Source organism: Tepidimonas charontis (assembly GCF_007556685.1).
In the GTDB taxonomy this organism is placed as follows: domain Bacteria; phylum Pseudomonadota; class Gammaproteobacteria; order Burkholderiales; family Burkholderiaceae_C; genus Tepidimonas; species Tepidimonas charontis.
In genome coordinates this window covers 1-21,341 of sequence record NZ_VJON01000047.1, presented here as the reverse complement: position 1 = coordinate 21,341, position 21,341 = coordinate 1, and the positions used below count along the sequence as shown (strand labels likewise).

General features: G+C 68.8%; 16 protein-coding genes and 3 pseudogenes. 7 read left to right on the top strand and 12 right to left on the bottom strand.

What is annotated here, in order from left to right:
* The 7 genes and pseudogenes from Tchar_RS11695 to alr form a co-directional block, all read right to left on the bottom strand.
* Nucleotides 1–331, bottom strand: a pseudogene (locus tag Tchar_RS11695) (transposase); the annotation flags it as partial.
* A 74-nt stretch (nt 332–405) separates the two neighbouring features.
* Nucleotides 406–1,245, bottom strand: a complete 840-nt coding sequence (locus tag Tchar_RS11690; protein WP_144329191.1) for a sulfite exporter TauE/SafE family protein — start codon at nt 1,243–1,245, stop codon at nt 406–408.
* 101 nt (nt 1,246–1,346) lie between these two features.
* Nucleotides 1,347–2,366, bottom strand: coding sequence for an SLAC1 anion channel family protein (locus Tchar_RS11685; protein ID WP_144329190.1), 1,020 nt, complete (start codon nt 2,364–2,366; stop codon nt 1,347–1,349).
* Between the two features lie 30 nt (nt 2,367–2,396).
* Nucleotides 2,397–2,624 (bottom strand): YgaP family membrane protein, encoded by a 228-nt coding sequence (locus tag Tchar_RS11680; protein WP_144329189.1) that lies wholly within the window; start codon nt 2,622–2,624, stop codon nt 2,397–2,399.
* A 42-nt stretch (nt 2,625–2,666) separates the two neighbouring features.
* Entirely contained in the window at nt 2,667–5,936 is a 3,270-nt protein-coding gene (locus Tchar_RS11675; RefSeq protein WP_236640448.1) for an efflux RND transporter permease subunit, read from the bottom strand.
* Nucleotides 5,937–5,950: 14 nt separating this feature from the next.
* Nucleotides 5,951–7,063 carry an efflux RND transporter periplasmic adaptor subunit gene (locus tag Tchar_RS11670; protein ID WP_144329188.1) on the bottom strand — a complete coding sequence of 371 codons (1,113 nt, stop codon included), beginning with the start codon at nt 7,061–7,063 and terminating at the stop codon, nt 5,951–5,953.
* Between the two features lie 123 nt (nt 7,064–7,186).
* Nucleotides 7,187–8,347, bottom strand: coding sequence for an alanine racemase (gene alr / locus Tchar_RS11665; protein WP_144329187.1), 1,161 nt, complete (start codon nt 8,345–8,347; stop codon nt 7,187–7,189).
* A gap of 82 nt (nt 8,348–8,429) precedes the next feature.
* Between alr and lplT the strand changes: the two genes are divergently transcribed.
* On the top strand, nt 8,430–9,695 hold the full coding sequence (lplT, locus tag Tchar_RS11660; RefSeq protein WP_144329186.1) for a lysophospholipid transporter LplT: 1,266 nt from the start codon (nt 8,430–8,432) through the stop codon (nt 9,693–9,695).
* A 206-nt stretch (nt 9,696–9,901) separates the two neighbouring features.
* The gene (locus Tchar_RS11655) at nt 9,902–10,879 is read left to right on the top strand and encodes a Bug family tripartite tricarboxylate transporter substrate binding protein (protein WP_144329185.1); all 978 of its coding nucleotides are present in this window, start codon (nt 9,902–9,904) and stop codon (nt 10,877–10,879) included.
* Here the strand turns inward: Tchar_RS11655 and Tchar_RS11645 are convergent.
* The 5 genes and pseudogenes from Tchar_RS11645 to Tchar_RS11625 form a co-directional block, all read right to left on the bottom strand.
* A pseudogene (locus Tchar_RS11645) lies at nt 10,873–12,573 on the bottom strand (diguanylate cyclase domain-containing protein). The gene Tchar_RS11655 and the pseudogene Tchar_RS11645 overlap by 7 nt on opposite strands.
* A gap of 456 nt (nt 12,574–13,029) precedes the next feature.
* A pseudogene (locus Tchar_RS11640) lies at nt 13,030–13,455 on the bottom strand (LrgB family protein); the annotation flags it as partial.
* A 13-nt stretch (nt 13,456–13,468) separates the two neighbouring features.
* Complete coding sequence (gene glcF, locus Tchar_RS11635; RefSeq protein ID WP_144329181.1) at nt 13,469–14,752, bottom strand: glycolate oxidase subunit GlcF; 1,284 nt, start codon at nt 14,750–14,752, stop codon at nt 13,469–13,471.
* Between the two features lie 5 nt (nt 14,753–14,757).
* The gene (gene glcE, locus Tchar_RS11630) at nt 14,758–15,891 is read right to left on the bottom strand and encodes a glycolate oxidase subunit GlcE (protein ID WP_144329180.1); all 1,134 of its coding nucleotides are present in this window, start codon (nt 15,889–15,891) and stop codon (nt 14,758–14,760) included.
* A 75-nt stretch (nt 15,892–15,966) separates the two neighbouring features.
* Nucleotides 15,967–16,917 (bottom strand): SMP-30/gluconolactonase/LRE family protein, encoded by a 951-nt coding sequence (locus tag Tchar_RS11625; RefSeq protein WP_144329179.1) that lies wholly within the window; start codon nt 16,915–16,917, stop codon nt 15,967–15,969.
* A gap of 162 nt (nt 16,918–17,079) precedes the next feature.
* On the opposite strand from Tchar_RS11625, the gene Tchar_RS11620 reads away from it, so the two are divergent.
* The 5 genes from Tchar_RS11620 to Tchar_RS11600 all read left to right on the top strand — a co-directional run bounded on the left by Tchar_RS11620 (nt 17,080) and on the right by Tchar_RS11600 (nt 21,087).
* Nucleotides 17,080–17,508 (top strand): CopD family protein, encoded by a 429-nt coding sequence (locus Tchar_RS11620; protein WP_144329178.1) that lies wholly within the window; start codon nt 17,080–17,082, stop codon nt 17,506–17,508.
* 30 nt (nt 17,509–17,538) lie between these two features.
* Nucleotides 17,539–18,687, top strand: a complete 1,149-nt coding sequence (locus Tchar_RS11615) for a VanZ family protein (protein WP_144329177.1) — start codon at nt 17,539–17,541, stop codon at nt 18,685–18,687.
* Complete coding sequence (locus Tchar_RS11610; protein ID WP_144329176.1) at nt 18,684–19,040, top strand: (2Fe-2S) ferredoxin domain-containing protein; 357 nt, start codon at nt 18,684–18,686, stop codon at nt 19,038–19,040. Before Tchar_RS11615 ends, Tchar_RS11610 begins: the two co-directional genes overlap by 4 nt.
* A 34-nt stretch (nt 19,041–19,074) precedes the next feature.
* Nucleotides 19,075–19,737, top strand: a complete 663-nt coding sequence (locus Tchar_RS11605; RefSeq protein WP_144329175.1) for an alpha/beta hydrolase — start codon at nt 19,075–19,077, stop codon at nt 19,735–19,737.
* A 219-nt stretch (nt 19,738–19,956) separates the two neighbouring features.
* Nucleotides 19,957–21,087 (top strand): D-alanyl-D-alanine carboxypeptidase family protein, encoded by a 1,131-nt coding sequence (locus Tchar_RS11600; protein WP_144329192.1) that lies wholly within the window; start codon nt 19,957–19,959, stop codon nt 21,085–21,087.
* Nucleotides 21,088–21,341: the final 254 nt, after the last annotated feature.

Sequence of the window (21,341 nt, the reverse complement as noted above, 5' to 3'; positions counted from 1 at the left end):
ATGGTGCTCTCATCCGGCACCACATCCACCCCCAGGTCCAACCCAACAAACCGGGCCAGCAGCGGCGTGTCATACAGGGCTTCCTCCACCGCCGGATCCGACAGCCCAAACCACTGCTGCAGAAAGTAAATCCTCAAAAGCTTCTCGACCGCAAAGGGTGGACGACCCCACCCTTGGGGCCTGCCTTGGGCGCATACGGCTCGATGAGCGCAACCAGCTCTTTCCAGGGCACCACACGCTCCATCTGCTCCAAAAACTCACGCTTGCGGGTGCGCTTGGTGCGCAGCTCAAAGCCCGTATACATCGGCGCCTGAAGCCTCATCTGCTTCATGTCGCTATTGTCCCATCCCGGCAGTCAGGTGGGGAGGTTTTGCAGACCTTCCTTAGGTATGTGCCCAACGCCGTTCAGGAACGGGCGAAAAACACCGCTGTCATCGCCACGCCGGTGGCGACGACGACCCCTCGCACCGTGCGCGCGGGCAGGCGTTGGGCCAGCCGCGCGCCCACATAGCCGCCTGCGGTGGCGGCCACCATCATCAGCACGGCGTACGGCCACACGATGACGCCGGCCAACGCGAAGGCCGCCACCGACAGCAGCGACAGCACCAGTGAGTTCAGATTTTTGAGCGCGTTGGCGGTGTGCACGCGTGGCTCGCCCGCCAGCGCGTACAGCGCCATCAGCAAAATGCCCAAGCCGCCATTGAAATAGCCACCGTACACCGACACCGCGAACAAGCCCAGCGGCTGCCACCACGGCGAAGGCGGGGCGGTGGACGTTGGCGCCGCACAGGCCAGCGCTGCGGGTGGGGGGGTGCCCGCGGCCGCCGGTTGTGCGTAGCCAGCGCCGATTGAGGCGGTGCTGCGCGCGCGCCACCACAGCAAATGGGGTGCCAGGGCGAACAACGCGGTTGCGAACAGCAACAACCAGGGCACCAGAGCGCGGAAGGTGGAGGCGGGAGTGACGAGCAGCAGCGCTGCGCCGACCAGGCCGCCGCCGGCGGCCAACAGCGCCTCACGCCAAAGCCGTTGCGCGGGTAACTGCGCCAGTTCAGCGCGAAAGCCCAGTGTGCTGCCCAGGTATCCCGGGCTGACCGCCATGGCGCTGGTGGCATTGGCGGCAATGGGGGGGACACCCACCGCCACCAGGGCCGGAAAGGTCAAAAAGCTGCCGCCCCCGGCGATGGCGTTGAGTGCGCCAGCGGCCACGGCGGCGACGGCGAGCAGCGCAAGGTCGGCCCCGATCATGGGGGGCGATGGTAGCAGCCCCTGGCTGCCATGGGCGCCGCCGTGGCCCCTCTGAAGGGCAGGGGTAGGTGACGGGCACGCCTGCCCGGTCGGGTCCCCGACTATGGCGCCGCCACCACCGGTGCCACCGGTTCCGGGGCCAGCAAAGTGCCCTGCCGCAAACCTTTGACGGTGGCCAGCACCAAGGCGGCGATCACCACCGACGTCAACGCCAGCAACACCACGCCGGTCATCTGCAGGGGGGGCAGGCTCAGTGCGGCGCCCAGGCGCAGCGTCAACGTGGTGAAAGCCGCCAACGGGAACGACACGCCCCAAAAAGGCAGGGCAAACGGCATGGCGAAAAAGCGCCGCGCGTGCACGCCCACCCAGGCAAGGATGAACAGCCCCAGGCCCCACACGCCGGCGGTCAGCAGCGGTGGCGCATCAAAGCGCAGCAGGCACAAGCCCACTACCGCCGCTGGGGCCAACGAGATGAACCAGGTGGGATGCAGCCGCGGCGGGATGGGGCCGTGCGCCAGGCGCCGCGCGACCAATAGGGTAAAGACCACCGGCCAGAAAAAGACGCCGATGCCGAAGTGCACCGCCGACCACACCGGATGCCCCAGCGCCACGCCAGCGAGGGGCACCACGACGTTGCCCACCACGGGGATGTAGAGCACCGGGGTGACGCCATTCCACAGCGACTGGGCGTCGCTTGCATGCGCCACGGTGGGGGCCAGCCAGCGGCTCAGCACCCAAACGGTGACCGACAGTTGCCCCAAGGCACCGATCCACCACAGCCCCTGCGCCAGCGGTCCGGTCAGCCCGATGGACACCAGCCAGGTGGCCAGCAGTAGCAGCGACACCGGCACGGCGGCCAGGAAGGCGTGCCGCACCGGGTGGCGCAGGTCCTCGGCCAGCGCCTGCGGGTGGCGCTGCGCTCGCCACAGTGAGGCCAGCACCAGGACCACGCATACCAAGGTGGCCAGCGCCCCCAGTACCAGCGCAGCGCCGCCAGCCCACTCACCCAGCAGGGGGGTCGCCGCATGCCAGGCCAGCGCCAAGCCGGTCAAGCCCATCACCACGGAAAACCAGCCCGGGTGCAGAAATTGCAGCGGCGCGGTGTTGGGGGAGGCAGTCATGGGAGCACTCCACGGACGTGCGATGCCGGCTCAGCACGCTTTGCACGGGATCGCCGATTCGGGCACGCCGAGCTTCTTCAGGATGATGGCCAGCGGGCAGAAATTGGTGAAGCCGAACTGAAAGAGGTTCAAGCCGACGAAGGCCGTGAAGGCGAGAAACCACTGGCTGACGAACAGCGGGCTGGCCGGCGCACCCAGCGCCACCGAGACGAAAACGAACAACCCGGCTAGAACACGGATGTAGCGTTCAACGGTCATGACGAACTCCTTCAGAAGTTGTGAGGGGAGGGGAAAGAAAGCTCAGGCCGTAGCGGCTGCCGCATAACGGCGCCGGTACACCACGTAGTACAGCACCGGAATCACCACCAGCGTCAACAGCGTCGAGACCGCGATGCCGAAGATCAACGACACGGCCAGGCCGTTGAAGATTGGGTCGTCCAGGATGAAGAACGCCCCCATCATCGCTGCGATGGCGGTCAGCGCAATGGGCTGCGCGCGCACGGCGGCGGACTGCACCACGGCGTCGGCGAACGGCATGCCTTTGGCGGTTTCCTGCTCAATGAAGTCCACCAACAGGATCGAATTGCGCACGATGATGCCGGCCAGCGCGATCATGCCGATCATGCTGGTGGCGGTGAACTGGGCGCCCAGCAGCGCGTGGCCGGGCATGATGCCGATCATCGTCAGCGGAATCGGGGCCATGATGATCAATGGCGTCAGGTAGCTGCGGAACTGCGCCACCACCAGCAGATAGATCAGCACCAAGCCGACGGCGTAGGCGGCGCCCATGTCGCGGAAGGTCTCGTAGGTGATTTGCCACTCGCCGTCCCACTTGATGGCGTACTGGCGCCACGGGTCTTCGGGCTGGCGGATCCAGTACTCGCCCAGCGCTCCGGTGTCGGGCAGCGCCGCCCGCGCCAGGCGCGAGCGGATGGCGAACAGCCCGTACAGCGGCGAGTCGGTGCGGCCCGCCATATCGCCCAGCACGTACACCACCGGCAGCAGGTCTTTGCTAAAGCGCGGCTGCTCCACCACTCCGTGCTCCACCCGCACCAGTTCCGACAGCGGCACCATGCGCCCGTTGGCGGCCTGCAGCGGCAGGGCCAGCAGGGCATCCAGCCCCACTTGTGCCTCACGCGGTAACTGCAGCCGCACCGGGACGGCAAATTTGGCGTGGCCGTCGTGCAGGTAGGCGGCGTCGGCCCCGGACAGCGCGGTGTAGACGGTTTGTGCGACCACCTGCGCCGGAATGCCGAGCGCCTCGGCGCGCGCGCGTTCGATGCGCAAGAAAGCGCGTGGAGCCTCCTCGCGCAGCGTGGTGTCCACGCCGACGATGTCGGGCGTGGCGGCAAAGGCCTGGGCGACGCGGCGCGCGAGTTCGGCGCGCCCTGCCTCATCCGGCCCGTACACCTCGGCGACGATGGGGGAGAGCACCGGTGGTCCGGGCGGCACTTCTACCACCTGGAGGCGCCCACCGTGCGCCTGTGCAATCGCCTCCAGCCCCGGGCGCAGGCGCTGGGCGATGGCGTGGCTCTTTTCTTTGCGGTGGTGCGCATCGACCAGATTGACCTGCAGGTCACCCTGCTCGGCGTCGGCGCGCAGGTAGTACTGGCGCACCAGACCGTTGAAGGTGATCGGGCTGGCGGTGCCAGCATAGCCCTGCACGTGCGCCACTTCGGGCTGCTGCGCCAGAAAGGTCGTCATGTCCTGCAGCGCAGCGGCGGTGTCTTCCAGCGCGCTGCCGGCGGGCATTTGCAGCACCACCTGGAATTCGCTCTTGTTGTCGAATGGCAGCATCTTCAAAATCACCGCCTGCACCACCGGCAGCCCCACCGACAGCAGCAGGCCCGCAGCGACGCCGGCGGCCAGCAGCCAGCGCTTGCGCGCGCTCTGCAAGAACGGCGTCAGTGCGTGCGTGAAGAAGGTTTGCAGGGCGCGCGTCAGGCGCGAGGGCGCATGCACTGCCTGAGCGTGCTGTTTCGTCAAGTGCAACGCCAGCCACGGTGTGACGGTAAAGGCAATCGCCAGCGAAATGGCCATGCCCATGCTGGCGTTGATCGGGATCGGGCTCATGTAGGGGCCCATCAGCCCGGTGACGAAGGCCATCGGCAACAGGGCGGCGATGACGGTGAGGGTGGCCAGAATGGTCGGGCCGCCCACCTCGTCGACCGCGCGCGGGATGATGACCGACAGCGGCGCCTCGGGCGCCAGCTGCCGGTGGCGGTGGATGTTTTCCACCACCACGATGGCATCGTCCACCAGGATGCCAATCGAGAAGATGAGCGCGAACAACGACACCCGGTTGAGCGTGAAGCCCCAAGCCCAGGAGGCGAACAAGGTGGCCGTCAACGTCAGAATCACGGCCACGCCGACGATGACCGCTTCGCGCCGGCCCAGCGCCAGCCCCACCAAGATGATGACGCTGGCGGTGGCAAAGACGAGCTTCTGGATCAGTTTGTTGGCCTTGTCCGCCGCAGTGGCGCCATAGTCGCGGCTGACCGTGACCTGGATGTCGTGCGGGATGAGGGTGTTGCGCAGGCGATCGAGCTGCTCGCGCGCGGCGCGCGCCACGTCCACCGCGTTGACGCCAGGTTTCTTGGTGACGATGACGGTAACCGCCGGGTACGCCTGGCCGACGGCCGCGCCCTCGGGCAGCACATCGCCCGGCCCAGGGGTGTGCCACACATAGCGCCGTGGCAGTTGTGCGCCTTCTTCCACGCGCGCCACCTCGTGCAAATAGATCGGTTTGCCCTCGTGCACACCGACGACGATGTCGCCGACGTCTTGCGCCGAGCGCAAAAATTCGCCGGTCTCCACCGTCAGCATCGAGGGCTCGCCACGGGCGGCCACCGGGTTGGCGACCGTGCCGGCCGGCAGCGCCTGGTTGGCCGCGGCGATGGCCTGATGCAGCGCCTGCACCGACACGCCACGCGCGCGCAGCCGCGCCGGATCCAGCCACACCTGCACCGAGCGCCCCGGCCCGCCGATGGTCTGCACTTCGCGCGTACCAGGCAGGCGCTTCAAATCCGACTCCACTGCGTGCGCCACCCGCTCCAGCTCCAGCGCGCTGCGGGCATCGGTGGCCCACAGCGTGGCGGCGAACACCGGCACGTCGTCGATACCCTTTGGCTTGACGATCGGCGGCAGCACCCCGAGTCCCTGCGGTAACCAGTCTTGGTTGGCGTTGAGCACGTCGTACAGGCGCACCAGCGCTTCGGTGCGCGGCACGCCCACTTGGAATTGCACCGTCAACACCGCCACGCCGGGACGCGAGACGCTGTAGGTGTGCTCGATACCGTGGATTTGCGACAGCACGTGTTCGGCCGGTTGCGCCACCATTTTTTCCACGTCGGCGGCGGAGGCGCCGGGGAAGGGAATGATGACGTTGGCCATCGTGACGTTGATCTGCGGCTCCTCCTCGCGCGGCGTGACCAACACCGCAAATAGCCCCAGCAAAAGCGCCACCAGGGCCAGCAGTGGTGTGATGGCGTTGGCCTGAAACAGGCGCGCCACCGTGCCAGAAATACCCAGGCGTTGCATACCGTTCAGTGGCAACCTTGGTTGCGTCATCGTGACCTCCCGCCTCAACGCGTCGCCGGTTGGGCGCCCGCCAGTCCAGCGCGCACCGGATCGAGGGCGACGCGCTCACCGGGCTGCAGGCCCGACAGTACTTCCACACCGTCGGCGCCGTAGTCGGTGCCGACGCGCACGGCGCGCAGCACGAAGCCGGCGGGCGCCCCCGCGGGTGCGGCCACGTAGACGGCGCTGAGCTCGCCCCGGCGTACGATGGCCTGGGCTGGAATCACCAGGCGCTCCTCGCGCCCGCCGATGAAGCGCACCTTCACCGTTTGGCCGGGTACGGCGGTGCCGACGGCGGCCGGTGCCAGCGGCAGTCGCCACTCGATGGTCTGGGCCACCGGATCGGCCGCCGGCAGACGGGTCTGGCCGTTGGGCTGCACCCAGCGCCCGTCGGGCAGGCGCACCTCGATACGGGTGGCCGCCGTGGCCAGCGGTGCGCGCGAGGCCGGCACCTGCACCGTGGCGCGCAGCGGCTGGGGCGCGTACACGGTTAGCAGCGGACGGCCTGGCGCCGCCAGATCGCCAACCTCGGCATGCGTGGCCAACACGTAACCGTCGTAGGGCGCGGTCACGCGGGTGAAGCCCTGCGCCAGCGCCGATTGCGTCTGCGCGGCGCGCGCTTGCCCGACGGCGGCCTGCGCCGCGTCGGCCTGCGCCTGCGCGGTATCCAGCGCCGCCTGCGACACGAAGCCTTGCGCACGCAGCTCGCGCGTGCGCTGCAAATGCGCTAGGGCATTACGCGCCTCGGCTTCGGCCTGGGCGACGGCGGCCTGCGCGCGCTGCACGCCCGCGCCGGTTTCACGGTCATCGATCACCGCCAGCACTTGACCGGCGCGCACGCGATCACCCGCTTTCACGTTGAGCTGCGCGATGCGGCCGCTGGCTTGCGCGGACAGCGTGCTTTGCTGCACGGCTTCCAGCACGCCGTCGAGCGTCAAACCGATGCCGACCGGCTGGCGCGCCACCGTGTGTACGGCCACACGTGGGGCGTCGGCGGCCCACACCGAAGCTACCGGCCAGGCCGCCGTGGCCGCGCTGACAGTCGCCCATAATACCGCGCGGCGCGGCACACCGGCGGCGGGGAAAGCAAAACCACGAACGAACAGGGGGGCACGCATGGGCAAACTCCTCGGTGGCCATAAGTATAGTTCCATACCCCATGGAGTACAAGGGGGTCTGCCTTTTTCGAGGAGATCAACCCCGCGCTCGGACGCTGCCGCCGTGCCACTGCACGCTACCGTTCAGTCGTCGGTGACGGCGAATGGTACGCGCGCGGCCACGGCGCACAACAGTTCGTAGGCGATGGTCCCCGCGGCGTGGGCCACCTCATCGACGCGCAGCACCGGCCCGTGCGCGCTGCGCCCCCACAAGATGACCTCGTCGCCCAGGTGGCAGGGGCCGCCGTGTGCCTCCACCGGCGTCAGGTCCACGGCCAGCATATCCATGCTGACGCGTCCGACCAAGCGGGTGCGCACACCGCGCACCAGAACCGGGGCGCCGTGATCCTGCCCCAAGCTGGCGTGACGCGGATACCCATCGGCGTATCCGCAGGCAACGATGCCGACGCGCATCGGCTGCGGGGCGACGAAGGCCGAGCCGTAGCCGACGCTGTCGCCCGCCGGCACGTCCTGAATGGCAATCAGGCGGCTGGCCAGCGTCATCGTTGGCTGCAAATCCCAGTGGGCGGCATCATGGGCCGGGTGGTCTGGCGCGCTGCCATACAGCGCGATGCCGCAGCGCACCCAGTCGGCGGCCAGCGCCTGTCGGCCGTCCGGGCCCAGTTGCCTCTGCAGCGCGTGCCGCAGCGTGGCGGCGCTGTTGCACAGACTGCGCTCGCCCGGTAAGTCGGCCGTGGCGGCCACAAAGGTCTGTACCTGGTGGGCGATACCTTCGCGCCCGAAACGTTGTCCGTCGGCGTCGCTGAAGTGGGTCATCAGGCTGACCTCGGCCACTTGGGGCAGCGCCTGCAGCCGCGCCCAGGCAGCGCGAAACGCCGCTGGCCGAAAGCCCAGCCGGTTCATCCCCGAATTCATTTTCAGGAAGACGCGGTGCGGCTGTTGTGTCTTGTGCGCAGCCAGCCAATCGATTTGCTGCTCGCAGTGCACCACGTGCCACAGATTCAGGCGCGAGCACAGCTCCAGATCGCGTGGCTCGAAGCAGCCCTCCAACAGCAGGATCGGGCCGCGCCAGTCGAGCGCGCGCAGCCGCTCGGCTTCGGCCAGATCGAGCAGCGCAAAGCCGTCGGCGCCGCGCAGGCCCCCAAAGGCGCGCTCGATACCGTGGCCGTAGGCATTGGCCTTGACGACCGCCCACACGCGGGCGGCACCAGCGGCGGCGCGACAGCGCTGCAGGTTGTGGCGCAGGGCGCCCAGATGGACGGTGGCAAGGATGGGACGCGGCATGGCGGGTTCGGCGTGCTATAAACGCGCGCACTTTCGCACACTTTGCGCCGTCTGCCCGCACCGTCGATTCGTTTTCACAACCATGAAGCGCGGCTTCTACACCATCATGACGGCGCAGTTCTTCAGCTCGCTGGCGGACAACGCGCTGTTCGTGGTGGCCGTGGAACTGCTGCGCAGTCGTGGCGCGCCCGAGTGGCAGGCAGCGGCCCTGGTGCCGATGTTCGCCCTGTTCTACGTGGTGCTGGCGCCATTCGTCGGGGCGTTCGCCGACTCTCAACCCAAAGGGCGCGTCATGTTCATCAGCAACGCCGTCAAGGTGGCGGGCTGCCTGCTGATGCTCACGCCACTGCACCCGCTGCTGGCTTACAGCATCGTCGGGCTGGGCGCGGCCGCCTATTCGCCGGCCAAGTATGGCATTCTCACCGAGCTGTTGCCGCCCTCGCAGCTGGTCAAGGCCAACGGCTGGATCGAGGGCTTGACGATCGCCTCCATCATTTTGGGGGTGGTGCTGGGCGGCCAACTGGTGGGGCCGTTTGCCCAGCATCTGCTGCAGGTGTGGGGGGTCGCGGCCGTGCCGGCCGAGGCGGCGATCGTCGGCCTGGTGGGGGTGTATGGGCTGGCGGCGGCTTTCAACCTGCACATCCCACGCACCACGGCGCCGCTGCGCCACCTGCCGGCCAATCCGCTGGCGCTATTGCCCGATTTTTGGCGCTGCAACGCCCGCCTGTGGCGCGACCATCTGGGGCAAATTTCCCTGGCGACGACGACGCTGTTTTGGGGCGTCAGCGGCAATCTGCGCTACATCGTCCTGGCCTGGGCCGCCGCGGCGTTGGGCTACACCACCACCCAGGCCTCCTCGCTGGTGGGCGTGGTGGCCATCGGCACCGCCGTCGGCGCGGTGGCAGCGTCGCTGCGCATGCGGCTGGAGCACGCGCCGCGCATCATGCCGCTGGGTGTTGCGATGGGGGGCCTGGTGGTGCTGATGAATCTGATCGACGACGTCTGGCTGGCAGCCCCCTTTCTGATGCTGTTGGGCGCCTTGGGCGGCTTTTTGGTGGTACCGATGAACGCGCTGCTGCAGCACCGCGGCCACAACCTGATGGGGGCTGGGCGCTCGATCGCCGTGCAGAATTTCAACGAACAGGCCTGCATCCTGGGGCTGGGCTTTCTCTACAGCGCTGCCACCGGCGCCGGGTTGTCGGCCTTTGGTGCCATCGCGGCTTTCGGTACGCTGGTGGCGCTGGCCATGTGGGCGATTCAGCGTTGGCATGCGGCCAATCTACGCCGCTACCCCCATGAGCTGCAGCGCCTGTTCGAAATTGCTCGCCGCGATGATTTGCACGGCTGAGGCACAGCCCACCGAACGTGGCGACCGCTCTGCCTGCGCGGGGCCGGTGTTGCGTGGCGCGTGTTTTCGCTAGGCTCTGGTTGGCTGCTGGACGCGCGGTTGGGCAGCGTCGGGTGCACGCCTGATGCAGCCGGACTCAGGACGAGCGAAAATGCGGCCGCGCGGGGAATGATCCGGTGTGGAAATCGACGATGAGGTTTGAACGCATGTCTTGCTCACGGCGCACGCTGCTGGTGGCGACCTCTGCCGCAGCGGTGGGTCATCTGGGGGCCGCGTGGGCGCAGGTCCAGCCCTGGCCGCAGCGCCCATTGCGCCTGTTGGTGGGCTTTCCGCCGGGCTCATCGCCCGACGTGATGGCGCGCACGCTGGCCGAGCCGCTGGCGCAAGCGCTCGGCCAGCCGGTGGTGGTGGAAAACCGCCCCGGGGCGGCCGGTAACGTCGCCGCCGACGCCGTGGCACGCGCCCGCGATGGCCACACCTTTGGCCTGATGATCAACGGCAATCTGACGATCGCCAAGCTCCTCAACCCCGCCACGCCCTACGATCCCGCCACCGATTTGACGCCGGTGACGCTGTTGGCCACGGCGCCGCTGGTGCTCGTGGCCGATACGCGTCTGCCCGCGGACGCCACGCGCCTGCTGGCGGCCGGCCGCAGCGCGGGCGACACGTGGAACTACGGATCGCCCGGCGTCGGCACGGTAGCGCACATCGGCATGGAGATGGTCAAAGACGCCACCGGCTGGCGGGCGGTGCATGTGCCCTTTACGGGCAATCCGCAGGTCATCCAGGCCATGATTCGCGGCGATGTGCAGGTGGCGCTGCTGCCGCCCGGGCTGGCACTGGCGCAGGTGCAAGCGGGCAAGCTGCAGACGCTGGGCGTCACCTCGGCGGCGCGCAGCACACTGGCGCCGAATGTGCCCGCCTTGGCCGAGTTGGGTGTGCGCGGGGTCGAATTGGAGATCTGGAACGCGGTGGCCGGTCCGGCCAGTAGCCCCCGCGCGCATGTGCAGCGGCTGGCCACTGCGTTGGCCGAGATCGTGCGCCGGCCTGCCGTGCGCCAGCAGCTGTTTGCCCAAGGTTGGCAGGCGGTAGGCACTGCTCCCGAGGGGTTGGCCCACCGCATGCGTGCCGACACCGAGCGCATGCGCGCCATCATCGAGCGCGCAGGCATTCACGCTCAGTGAGGCGGTGCTGCCCAGGCGCATTGGTTGCGGCCGCTGCGCTTGGCCTCGTACAGCGCGGCGTCGGCGCGTTGGTAGAGGCGCTGCGGTGTGTCATCGGGCACCGACAGGGTCATCCCCACCGACACCGTGATGCACAGCTGCACCGGATGCGGCCAGTGCTGTGCCTGCACGGCCGCGCGCAGACGCTCCCCCAATTGGCGCAGCCCGTCTTCGCTGCTGTCGGGCACCAGCACCACGAATTCCTCACCGCCGATGCGGTAGGCGTGGTCGGTGCGTCACTGCAGGGTGTGTTCGATCAGCCGGCCCAGGCGTGCCAGTGTCACGTCACCTTGGGTGTGACCGGCCAAGTCGTTGACGTCTTTGAAGTGATCGATGTCCAGCACCAACAGACCCAGAGGCCGCCCGCTGCGCTGGGCGCGCGCCAATTCTTGTGGCAGTTGGGCGTCGAAGCGGCGGCGGTTGTACAGGCCGGTGAGCGCGTCGCGCTCGGCCAACGCGGTCAGTTGCGCGTTGGCCTCGGCCAGTTCGCGGGTGCGCTCGTTGACCTGCTGCTCCAGACGGTGTTCGGAGTCGCGTAGCGCCGCAATCAGTGCCCGTTGGGCGTCGTCGCGTTCCGTTTTGAGCCGATTGATGCGATGGGCCAGCGCCAGCGCCAGCAGCAAGAATTCGCCCACCGAGCCGAGGTTGAGCGCCTGCAGGCTCAGCGGGCCGGGCGTGATGACTTCCAGCTTGGTCAGATAGTAGATGCCGGCGCCGGTGAACAAACTGCCCAATGCCGCCAGATACCACCACGCCAGCCGTTCGCCCTGCCAGGCCACGTGCAAAGCCCCGGCGATGAGCGCAGCGAACATCGCCAGCCCGACCGTGTCCAAGGTGGCGAAGGTGGCGGCGGTCGGATCCACCGCGATCCATACTGCATGCCCCAGCGCCGCGGCCGCCAACAGCGCTTGTGCGCGAAACGCCCATGGACTGCGGCGCGGCAGCTCCAGCAGGCTCCAGGCAAACGCGGCCATCGTGGCATAGATCAACGCGGAAAACCCCACCAGAGCGATCTGGTTCCAAGTGGGTGCATTGGGCCAGAGGTACTGCAACGCAAAGCCCCGGTAGGTCAGGTTCCAAACCAGAAAGCTGCCCAGAAACAGCGTGTACCAGGCAAAGGCGCGTTCGCGGGTACCCAAGGCGAGCAGCGCGTTGTACAGCAGCAAAACGGTCAGCGCTCCATAGTAGGCGCCATACAACAGGGCTTCTGAGCGGGCGTGCGCCTCGAACGCCGCTGGCTCCCATAGGCGCAGCGGCAGCGGGTCGTGTTCCCCATCCACCGTGGACACCCGCACCAGCAGGTCCGCCGCCTGTCCCGGTGCCAAAGTCAGTGGTAGCAGCGGATGGCGATGTTCGATGGGGCGAGTGCCGAATGGGCGCCGATCACCGCTGTGCAGCTCGGTCAGTGTGCGTGCGCTACCGCGTTCGATCAACCATATGTCCACAAAATCGATCAGCGGCTCGGTGACCTCCAGCCATAGCGTGGTGGGTGAGTCACCTCGGTGGGCCAGCGGCACGTGTACCCACCAGGCGGCTCGGTCGGTGCCGAAGTTGAACACGGGGTCGGTGTCTTGTACCGGTTGCCACGGCAGATCCGAGCGGTGCAGCAGGGTCATCGGATCCAGGGCCGTAGCCCCCGGGGGCTCGCGCAGCACGCGCGCGTGCGGTCGCAGCCAGTAGGACGGCACCTGCAGCGCGGCGATGTCCAGCGCCACGGGGACAGGGGCCGGTGCCGCAGCCGCCGAATCGGTGTCGGTGCGGGACCACGCTGCACGTCCTGTGCCTGCCAGCAGTACCAGCACGATCAACAGCGGCAGCACGCGCTGCCAAAGAGGGGGCGTCCAAGGCGCCAGCCGCACCCTGCGCAGCAGACAGTGGCACGCGTGCACAGACAGCGGTCGGCGGCTCGGGACCATACCCGTAATGTAGTGGATCAACCGCTCGACCAAGCGACTGGTGGCCGACGGCCATGCCCGACAGTGCAGCGGTGCCCGGTGACGCTGGTTGGCGGGTGCCCCCGGCCCGCCTGAGAAGCCCCCGCTTCCCCTGCTCGGGTCGCAGGGGGTGCGCGACCTGCCGCTGCACTGTGCTCAGGGCGGCAACGCGCGCACTCAGCGTGCCAGGGCATCCAACAACGGCCCCATCACCCACGGCAGCACGAGCGCGTTGAACAGCGCCGCCAGACCCATGGCCAAGCCGGCGAAAGCGCCCATTTGCGGGTTGACCTGAAAGGCCCGTGCAGTGCCGATGCCGTGTGCCGTCACGCCGAGCGCAAAGCCGCGCACCACGGGATCGTCGATGCGTAGGCGCGCAAACAACCAGCGCGCGCTCACCGCCTCCCAGATACCGGTGCCCGCCACCAGCGCCGCGGTCAGCGACGGCAAGCCGCCCAGGCGCTCGGCGATGCCCATGGCCACCGGGGTGGTGACCGACTTCGGTGCCAGCGACGCCAGCGTCTGCGCACTGGCGCCCGGCAGCCAGGCCGGGACTTCGCCTGCCAATTGCAGCGCCAGCAGCACGGGCAGCGCGGGCACCACGGCGATCCCGGGTTCAAACCGGTGCGGCGCTGGTGGACGCCGCCGCGGCGGTCAAGGCTTCATCGACGACTTCCACCCAGTGGCGCACTGGGGTGTCGGTGCCGCTTTGCAGATGGGTGATACAGCCAATGTTGGCCGAGACGATGGTTTGCGGCTCGGTGGCTTGCAGGTGCGTGAGTTTGCGGTCGCGCAGCTGGGTGCTCAGTTGTGGCTGCAGCACGCTGTAGGTGCCGGCCGAGCCGCAGCACAGATGCGGCTCCTGCGCCGCCAGCCGCACCTCAAAGCCCAGCTGGGCCAGCGCCTGCTCGACCCCGCCGCGCAGCTTTTGCCCATGTTGCAGGGTGCAGGGCGGGTGGTAGGCGAGCTGGCGCGGCACCCCTGCAGGCAGCGCCGCCCCCAGCCGCGCCTGCCAAGCGGGCAGCAGCGCCGGCAGCAGTTCGCTCAAGTCACGCGTCAGGTCGCTGACGCGCTGTGCCTTGTCGGCGTAGGCCGGGTCGTGGCGCAGGGCGTGCCCATAGTCCTTCACCATCACCCCGCAGCCAGAGGCGTTCATCACGATGGCCTCCACCGGGGCGCTGCCGTCGGTGGGTTCGATGTAGGGCCACCAGGCGTCGATGTTGGCGCGCATCTCGTCGAGCGCGCCGACCTGATCGTTGAGGTGAAAGCGCAACGCACCGCAGCAGCCGGCCTGCGCCGCCACCACGGTTTGGATACCAGCGGCATCGAGCACGCGCGCGGTGGCGGCGTTGATGGTGGGCATCATCGCTGGCTGCACACAGCCGGCCAGCATCAGCATGCGGCGTGACCGCGGCGTCCGCGGCCAAGCACCGGGGTCGCGCCGTGGCGGTACCTTGGCCTTGAGGCTGGCTGGCAGGGCATCACGTACCCACTGGCCCAGGCGCATCGCCGGCCCAAACAGCGGCGAAGTCAGGCCTTCGCGCAGCAGCCAACGCACGGCCTGCTCGAGCGGCGGGCGCGGCACGCGCTCTTCCACCACCTTGCGGCCGATGTCGAGCAGATGTCCGTATTCGACCCCGCTGGGACAGGTGGTCTCGCAATTGCGGCAGGTCAGACAGCGGTCCAGATGTTGCTGCGTCGCCCGTGTTGGCGCGGCTCCCTCCAGCACCTGCTTGATCAAGTAGATGCGGCCCCGTGGGCCATCGAGTTCGTCACCCAGCAGCTGGTAGGTGGGGCAGGTGGCGGTGCAAAAGCCGCAATGCACACACCGGCGCAGGATGGCTTCGGCGGCCTGTCCGTCGGGCGTGGCCGCGAATTCGGTGGTCAGTTGCGTCTGCATCGGAGTCAGACCTCCCACATGGTGGCGTCGAAGACGCGCTGCGGATCAAACGCCAGACGCACGCGCTGTTGCAGCGCCTGCATGGCGGCTGGCAGGGCCGACGTGCGCGCCAGCGGTGTGCGGCGCTGTGGCGCCGCACGCCACAGCCAGGCATGGCCGCCGGCTCGGGCGGCTTGCTCGCGTAGGGCCTCGGCGGCTTGCTCGGGGGCCCACACCCAGCGCAGCGTACCCAGCCACTCCACCAAGGTCGGCGCTGCCTCGCTCAGTACGGGGGCCGTGGCCGGCACGGACAGCCGCCACAAATCGTGCTGCGGACTGGGCGGTGCGGTAAAAAAAGGCAGGGTTTGTTCGCGCACCCCCTGCCACAGCGCCTGCGCCTCCTCAGGCGGCACGGGCGTGCCGTCCACCTCGGCCAACAAACGCGCGCTGGCAGCGGCCACCGCCGCGGCAGCGCCGCGCAGGCGCAGCCAAAGCGCGCCGGCGTCGCCATCGTCCGCCCAAAGGCTGGCGTTGATCGGCAAGGGCTGGGCGCGCCACTGCGCCAGCCGCTGCAGCGCCGCGGCTTGCGTCAGGCGCAAGCGTAGCGTGGCTTCGCCGAAGGGGCGGGGCAGCACTTTCAACGACACCTCGGTGATCACCCCCAACGCGCCCGCGCTGCCGGCCAGCGCGCGGCTGACGTCGTAGCCAGCGACGTTTTTCATCACCTGCCCGCCGAACGTCAGGTGTTCGCCGCGTCCGTTGAGCAGCCGCGCCCCCAGCACATAGTCGCGCACGGCCCCGACGGCAGCGCGCGCCGGTCCGGCTAGGCCCGCAGCCACCATCCCCCCCACCGTGGCTGGCCCAAAGTGCGGCGGCTCGAACGGCAGACATTGCCCACGGGCAGCCAAGGCCGCCTCGAGCTCGGCCAACGGGGTGCCGGCGCGCGCCGTGACGACCAGCTCGGTCGGTTCATGATTGACGATACCGCGCCAGGCGCGTGTGTCCAGTATTTCTGTGCCCGACTGCGGTGCGTCGGCCAAAAACGCCTTGGTGCCGCTGCCGCGTATCCGCAGGCGCTGCCCTCGAGCCGCAGCGGCCCGAATCTGTTCGGCCCATTGGCGCAGCAGATCGTCGCAGGGAGGAGAGGTCGAGGCTGCCATGGCCGGCAATGGTAGCCCCTTGCAGCAGCGCGCGCGTGAACTTTTTGCATCGCCGCCGTGAATGGCGAGTGGGCATCAATCCCAGTAGCGGGCGGCAGGCACGCCCGTGACGGCCAGGCGTCGCGCAAAGACCGCGCCGCTGTTGGGGTGGGCGTTCAATTCGCTGGCCGAGCGGTGCTGGCGCGCGCTGACGACGAAAAGGGAGCGCAAATCGGGGCCTCCGAAGACCACTGCGGTGGGGCTGCGCACTGGCAACGGTAGCTCCAGCAGGACATGTCCGCTGGGCGACAGGCACTGAACGCGCGCCCCTGCTTCCCGAGCCACCCAGTAGCGCCCATCCCGATCGACGGTGGCGCCCGCCAGTCGGCCGGTATTGCCAGCGTTGGCCAGCAGGCGGTGCGAGGGCATCGGCGCACCGAGCTGTGGCGGCCAACGGGCGGGGTCGAGCATCGGCAGCGCCCACAGGGCATTGGCGGTGCCGTCGGTCCAGTACAGCGTCTGGCCATCGACGCTCCAGACCAAGGCTGCGCTGGTCGGCCAACCGCTGCGCACCAGCACCAACTCGGGGCGCTGCCGGTCGCGCGCCCGCAAACAGTACAGGGCCCCATCGACGTGTTCGCAGGCTTCCGCGCTGCTGGCCAGCCACAACCGACCCCAAGGGTCGCAGACGGCAGCGTCGAAGCGGCAACGCCGCACATCATAAGGCGCTTCGGCGATGCGCTGCAGCGGCAGGTCCCACGCGGGCAGATGGTAGACGCCGTCGCGCAGCGCCAGCAGCCAGCCACCGCGTCGGCACGGCATTAGACCGCCCGGGGTCTGCGGAAGTTCGCGCCATTCACTGTGGCCGCTGGGCACGTGCAGCCGCCACAGACGCTGCAAACCCGTGTCGAGCCAGTACAGCCGATCTTCGATGCCGAGCCACACCGGAGATTGACCGCGAGCGCAGGCAGGCGGCGTCAGGCACGTCCAGCCGGCGACACCGGGGTCGATGCCCGATTCGAGCAGTAAGGCGGGGGCGTCCACCACGGCTCGATGTTACGCCAAAACCCGACGGGGGGACCTTCCCCGAACTCGGTAAGACCCGATGGTGGCGGGGCGCCCGCCAACCCACGTCGCGCTGACCGAGCCCGGTGCGACGCCCGGGCGGCGCACACACCGCTGGCACGTGGCTGGCATACACTGCACCCCATGCTGTGGGTCAAAACCTTTCATATCGTTTTCATCGCCAGCTGGTTCGCGGGGTTGTTCTATTTGCCGCGTATCTTCGTCAACTTGGCCATGGTGGCGCCCGACAGCGCGGCCGAGCGCGAGCGTCTGCTGTTGATGGCGCGCAAGCTATATCGTTTCATGACGCTGTTGGCAGTGCCCGCGCTGGGGCTGGGCCTGTGGCTGTGGCTGGGGTATGGCATCGGTCGGGGACCGGGTAACGGCTGGTTACACGCCAAGCTGGCCGTGGTGGTGCTGCTGGTGCTCTACCATGGGCTGTGCGGGTACGTGCTGCGCGCGTTCTTGCACGGACGCAACCGCCGCAGTCACGTCTGGTACCGCTGGTTCAACGAGGTGCCGGTACTGCTGATGGTGGCGGCGGTGGCGCTGGTCGTCATCAAACCTTTCTGAGTCGGCGCGCCAACGGACGCAGCCCCGGCGATGACAAATACCCGACTGCGGCGCGAGGCTGGCGGCAGCGGGCACCGCTCGCTCGCATGGCCGCTGCTGCTGTGCTACCTGGGGCTGGTGGTCTATGCCAGCCTGTTTCCGTTCCAGGGCTGGCGTGACCAAGGGCTGCCCCCCTGGGCGTTCGTGAGTGCGCCCTGGCCACGCTACTGGTCGCGCTTCGACATCGCGGCCAACCTGCTGGGTTATCTGCCCTTGGGCGTCTTGGTCACGCTGGCCTGGGCCCGCAGCGGCTGGCCGCGCCTGGCGCCGTGGCTGGGTGTGCTGTTGCCTGCCGCTGTGTCGTTGGCGCTGGAGACGCTGCAGGGTTACCTGCCGCAGCGCGTGCCGTCGCAGGCCGACGCCCTGCTCAACACGGTTGGCGCGGCGCTGGGAGCGGCCGTGGCATGGCTGGCGCTGCAGTGGCGCTGGTTGCATGGCTGGTCGTCGTTTCGGCAGGACTGGCTGCGCCCCGGTGCCCAAGCGGCGTGGGTGTTGCTGCTGCTGTGGCCGTTTGCGGTGCTCTATCCCACCGTGGTGCCGTTTGGTACTGGTCAGGTGTGGCCCCGGCTGGAGGTGCAATTGCGTGCCGCATTGCAAGGTACGCCGTGGCAGGCGTGGTTGCCGCCGGGGCCACCACCCGCTGCGCCCGGCCCGCTGACGGAAGCCTGGTTGGTGGCGCTGAGCCTGCTGGTGCCGGTGCTGCTGGGCTACGCCAGCGTGCGGCGCTGTGGGCAGCGCGTGGTATTCGTCGGGTTGTTGGGTAGCGCGGCCTTGGGCTGCGGCGCACTGGCGGCTGCCTTGTCCTTCGGTCCGGCCAATGGCTGGGCGTGGCTGACGCCGCCGGTGCAGTTGGGCCTGGTGGTGGCGGCGGCGCTGTCGGTGTTGGCGCTACCGCTGGGCGCGCGCGGCGCGGCGCTGTTGGCGGTGGCCATTGGTGCGCTGACGCTGGGCCAGCTCAACCGCGTGCCCGACCCGGCTTATTTGAACGAATGGTTGCAGAACTGGGAGCAGGGGCGCTTTAGCCGCTTTCATGGGGTATTGCAGTGGCTGGGTTGGCTGTGGCCCTGGCTGGCGGTGGCGGTGGCGGCGCGGCTGGCGCTTCAGCGCACCGACGGCCCAGCCTACAATGGCATCTCATGAGCGATCAGCCCTCCATTGCGGCGGCGAGCGGTTACTACCGGCGCCACATTTTCTTTTGCCTCAATGAGCGCGCCAACGGCCAGGCCTGCTGTGCCCAGCACGGCGCGCAGCAGGCGTTCGAGCACTGTAAGGCGCGCGTGCGTGAGTTGGGCTTGGCCGGGCCGGGCCAAGTGCGCGTCAACAAGGCCGGCTGTCTGGACCGCTGCGCGGGTGGGCCGGTGGCGGTGGTCTATCCGGAAGGCGTCTGGTACACCTACGTGGATACCACCGACATCGACGAGATCGTGACCCAGCATCTGCGCGATGGCGTGCCGGTGGAGCGTCTGCTGCTCGCGCCCGACGTCGGGCGCTGAGCGCCGAGGGATCCCCGTCCCGTATGGCTTGCCGATGAACGCACAAACCGAGATGCTGCTGATCACGGGCCCGGCGGGGGCGCTGGAGCTGGCCATCGACCGCCCGAGTATCCCGCGTGCCGGCGGCGGTGTGGCCGTGATCGCCCATCCGCACCCGTTGTTCGGCGGTACGCTGCACAACAAGGTGGTGCAGACGCTGGCGCGCGCGTTCGTGCAGCAGGGCTGGGAGGCGGTGCGGTTTCACTTTCGTGGCGTCGGTGCCAGCGCCGGTGCGCATGACCACGGCGTGGGTGAGGTCGATGATTTGCTGGCGGTCGTCACGGCGCGTGCCCCGCTGGGGGCGCCGCTGGCGCTGGCGGGGTTTTCCTTCGGGGGCTACGTCGCCGCCGCATCGGCGACGCGGCTGCTGCCGCAGCGCACGCTGCATGCGCTTTGCTTGGTGGCGCCAGCCGCCAGTCGATTTGCGATGCCCGTGCTCAGTGCGGAACTTCAGGTGCGCACCCAGGTCGTGCATGGGGAGCACGACGACACCGTACCGCTGGCGGCGGTGCTGGATTGGGCGCGCCCGATGGGGCTGCCACTGACGGTGGTGCCGGGCGGCGAGCATTTTTTTCACGGGCGCTTGCCGCTGCTCAAACAACTCGTCACCCACCACCTGCGGGCCTTGGACGGGTTGTCAAGCCGCATCGATCGGTGAATGTGGGAATTGGGATAGGGTGCCACGCGGCGAGCGGGGCGGACCCGAGGAGTGCGTGTGTTGGGTGTTTTTGACCGTTTTCGGATGGACATCATCAGCGAGCCGGCGCTGGGCCGGCCGCGTGTCGCTGGGCTGAGCGGCGCGTCCTGGCGGCGCCTCGTCGTCGGCGGGCAGCGCCGCCCGGCGTGGTGCTGGGTGTGGGCGCTGTGGCTGTCGCTGATGGTGGCGCCGGCGCAGGCGCAGACGCCACAGCCGCCCGAGGTGGCGGCGCGCGCCTGGCTGCTGCTGGATGCCACCAGCGGGCAGATCTTGGCGGCCAAGGATCCAGACGAGCCGGTGGAGCCGGCTTCGTTGACCAAGCTGATGACCGCCTACGTGGTCTTCGATGCGCTGCGCGCTGGCCGCTTGCAGTTGCAAGAAAAGCTCTTGATCAGCGAGCGCGCCTGGCGCATGCCCGGCTCGCGCATGTTCATCGAGCCCAACACCCGGGTGCCGGTGGAGGACCTGCTCAAGGGCATGATCGTGCAATCGGGCAACGACGCCACCGTTGCGCTGGCCGAGGGCGTGGGCGGCACGGTCGAACACTTCGTCGAGCTGATGAATCGGCAAGCGCGCGCACTGGGGCTGACGCGCACCACCTTCAAAAATCCAGAAGGACTGACCGCGCCCGGTCACACCACCACGGCCCGTGATCTGGCGACCTTGGCGCAGCGTCTGATCCAGGACTTTCCGCAGTACATCGGCTACTACGCCATTCAGCGCTACCGCTACCCCGGTACCCCAGCCGCCAACGACACCAACCGCAATGTGTTGCTGTTTCGCGATCCCACGGTCGATGGCTTGAAGACCGGCCACACCGCGGCGGCCGGCTACTGCCTGGTGGCCACTGCGCGCCGGCCCGTGCCGGGCTGGGGCGAGGGGCCGGCGGCACAGCGGCGCCTGATCAGCGTGGTGCTGGGCGCGGCCAGTGAGAATGCGCGTGCCACCGAAAGCCAGAAGCTGCTCAACTGGGGCTACACGGCGTTCGAGCCGGTGCGCCTGGCTGCGCCCGGCCAGCCGGTGGTCAGCGCGCCGGTGTGGAAAGGCCGGGCGAGCGAAGTACGGCTGGGTTTGCCCCAGGGCGTGGTGGTGACGGTGCCGCGGGGGGCGGCCAAGGGGCTGCGCACTGAGCTGGTGCGGCCCGACCCGCTGGTGGCCCCGCTGCTCAAAGGCCAGCCGCTGGGCACCTTGCGCGTACTGTCGGCTGCCGGTGAGACACTGGCCGAGGTCCCCCTGCAAGTGCTCGAGACGGTGGAAGAAGCCGGCCTGTTGGGGCGGTTGTGGGGGGCGCTGCGGCTGTGGCTGCGCTGAGCGGTGGCGGGTCGCGCGCCGCCCACACACGCCCTGGTCGAGCAAGGCGTGGGCGCGCTGCCGCTGCCCCGTCCTGGGCATAGCGCTGCGCCATGCGGCCCCACGGCGCCGCAACGCCGGCTGCTACTGTAGAAGCAAGATAGTAATGTCCGCTTCCGGCAAAGTAGAAATGTCCGCTTGTTGGTCTGGAAGCGGAGGGCTGGGTGGACAAGCGCATCGAGATGAGCGAGCGGGAGATCGAGCGGCTCAAGGTG

What these genes read in the sequence shown, in the direction of transcription:
- Tchar_RS11655 (WP_144329185.1), top strand. Translation starts at nt 9,902, where the DNA reads ATGTCTTGCTCACGGCGCACGCTGCTGGTGGCGACCTCTGCCGCAGCG.
- Tchar_RS11670 (WP_144329188.1), bottom strand. Translation starts at nt 7,063, where the DNA reads ATGCGTGCCCCCCTGTTCGTTCGTGGTTTTGCTTTCCCCGCCGCCGGT.
- Tchar_RS11610 (WP_144329176.1), top strand. Translation starts at nt 18,684, where the DNA reads ATGAGCGATCAGCCCTCCATTGCGGCGGCGAGCGGTTACTACCGGCGC.
- Tchar_RS11605 (WP_144329175.1), top strand. Translation starts at nt 19,075, where the DNA reads ATGAACGCACAAACCGAGATGCTGCTGATCACGGGCCCGGCGGGGGCG.
- Tchar_RS11675 (WP_236640448.1), bottom strand. Translation starts at nt 5,936, where the DNA reads ATGACGCAACCAAGGTTGCCACTGAACGGTATGCAACGCCTGGGTATT.
- Tchar_RS11615 (WP_144329177.1), top strand. Translation starts at nt 17,539, where the DNA reads ATGACAAATACCCGACTGCGGCGCGAGGCTGGCGGCAGCGGGCACCGC.
- alr (WP_144329187.1), bottom strand. Translation starts at nt 8,347, where the DNA reads ATGCCGCGTCCCATCCTTGCCACCGTCCATCTGGGCGCCCTGCGCCAC.
- Tchar_RS11620 (WP_144329178.1), top strand. Translation starts at nt 17,080, where the DNA reads ATGCTGTGGGTCAAAACCTTTCATATCGTTTTCATCGCCAGCTGGTTC.
- Tchar_RS11600 (WP_144329192.1), top strand. Translation starts at nt 19,957, where the DNA reads ATGGTGGCGCCGGCGCAGGCGCAGACGCCACAGCCGCCCGAGGTGGCG.
- Tchar_RS11680 (WP_144329189.1), bottom strand. Translation starts at nt 2,624, where the DNA reads ATGACCGTTGAACGCTACATCCGTGTTCTAGCCGGGTTGTTCGTTTTC.
- Tchar_RS11690 (WP_144329191.1), bottom strand. Translation starts at nt 1,245, where the DNA reads ATGATCGGGGCCGACCTTGCGCTGCTCGCCGTCGCCGCCGTGGCCGCT.
- glcF (WP_144329181.1), bottom strand. Translation starts at nt 14,752, where the DNA reads ATGCAGACGCAACTGACCACCGAATTCGCGGCCACGCCCGACGGACAG.
- glcE (WP_144329180.1), bottom strand. Translation starts at nt 15,891, where the DNA reads ATGGCAGCCTCGACCTCTCCTCCCTGCGACGATCTGCTGCGCCAATGG.
- lplT (WP_144329186.1), top strand. Translation starts at nt 8,430, where the DNA reads ATGAAGCGCGGCTTCTACACCATCATGACGGCGCAGTTCTTCAGCTCG.
- Tchar_RS11685 (WP_144329190.1), bottom strand. Translation starts at nt 2,366, where the DNA reads ATGACTGCCTCCCCCAACACCGCGCCGCTGCAATTTCTGCACCCGGGC.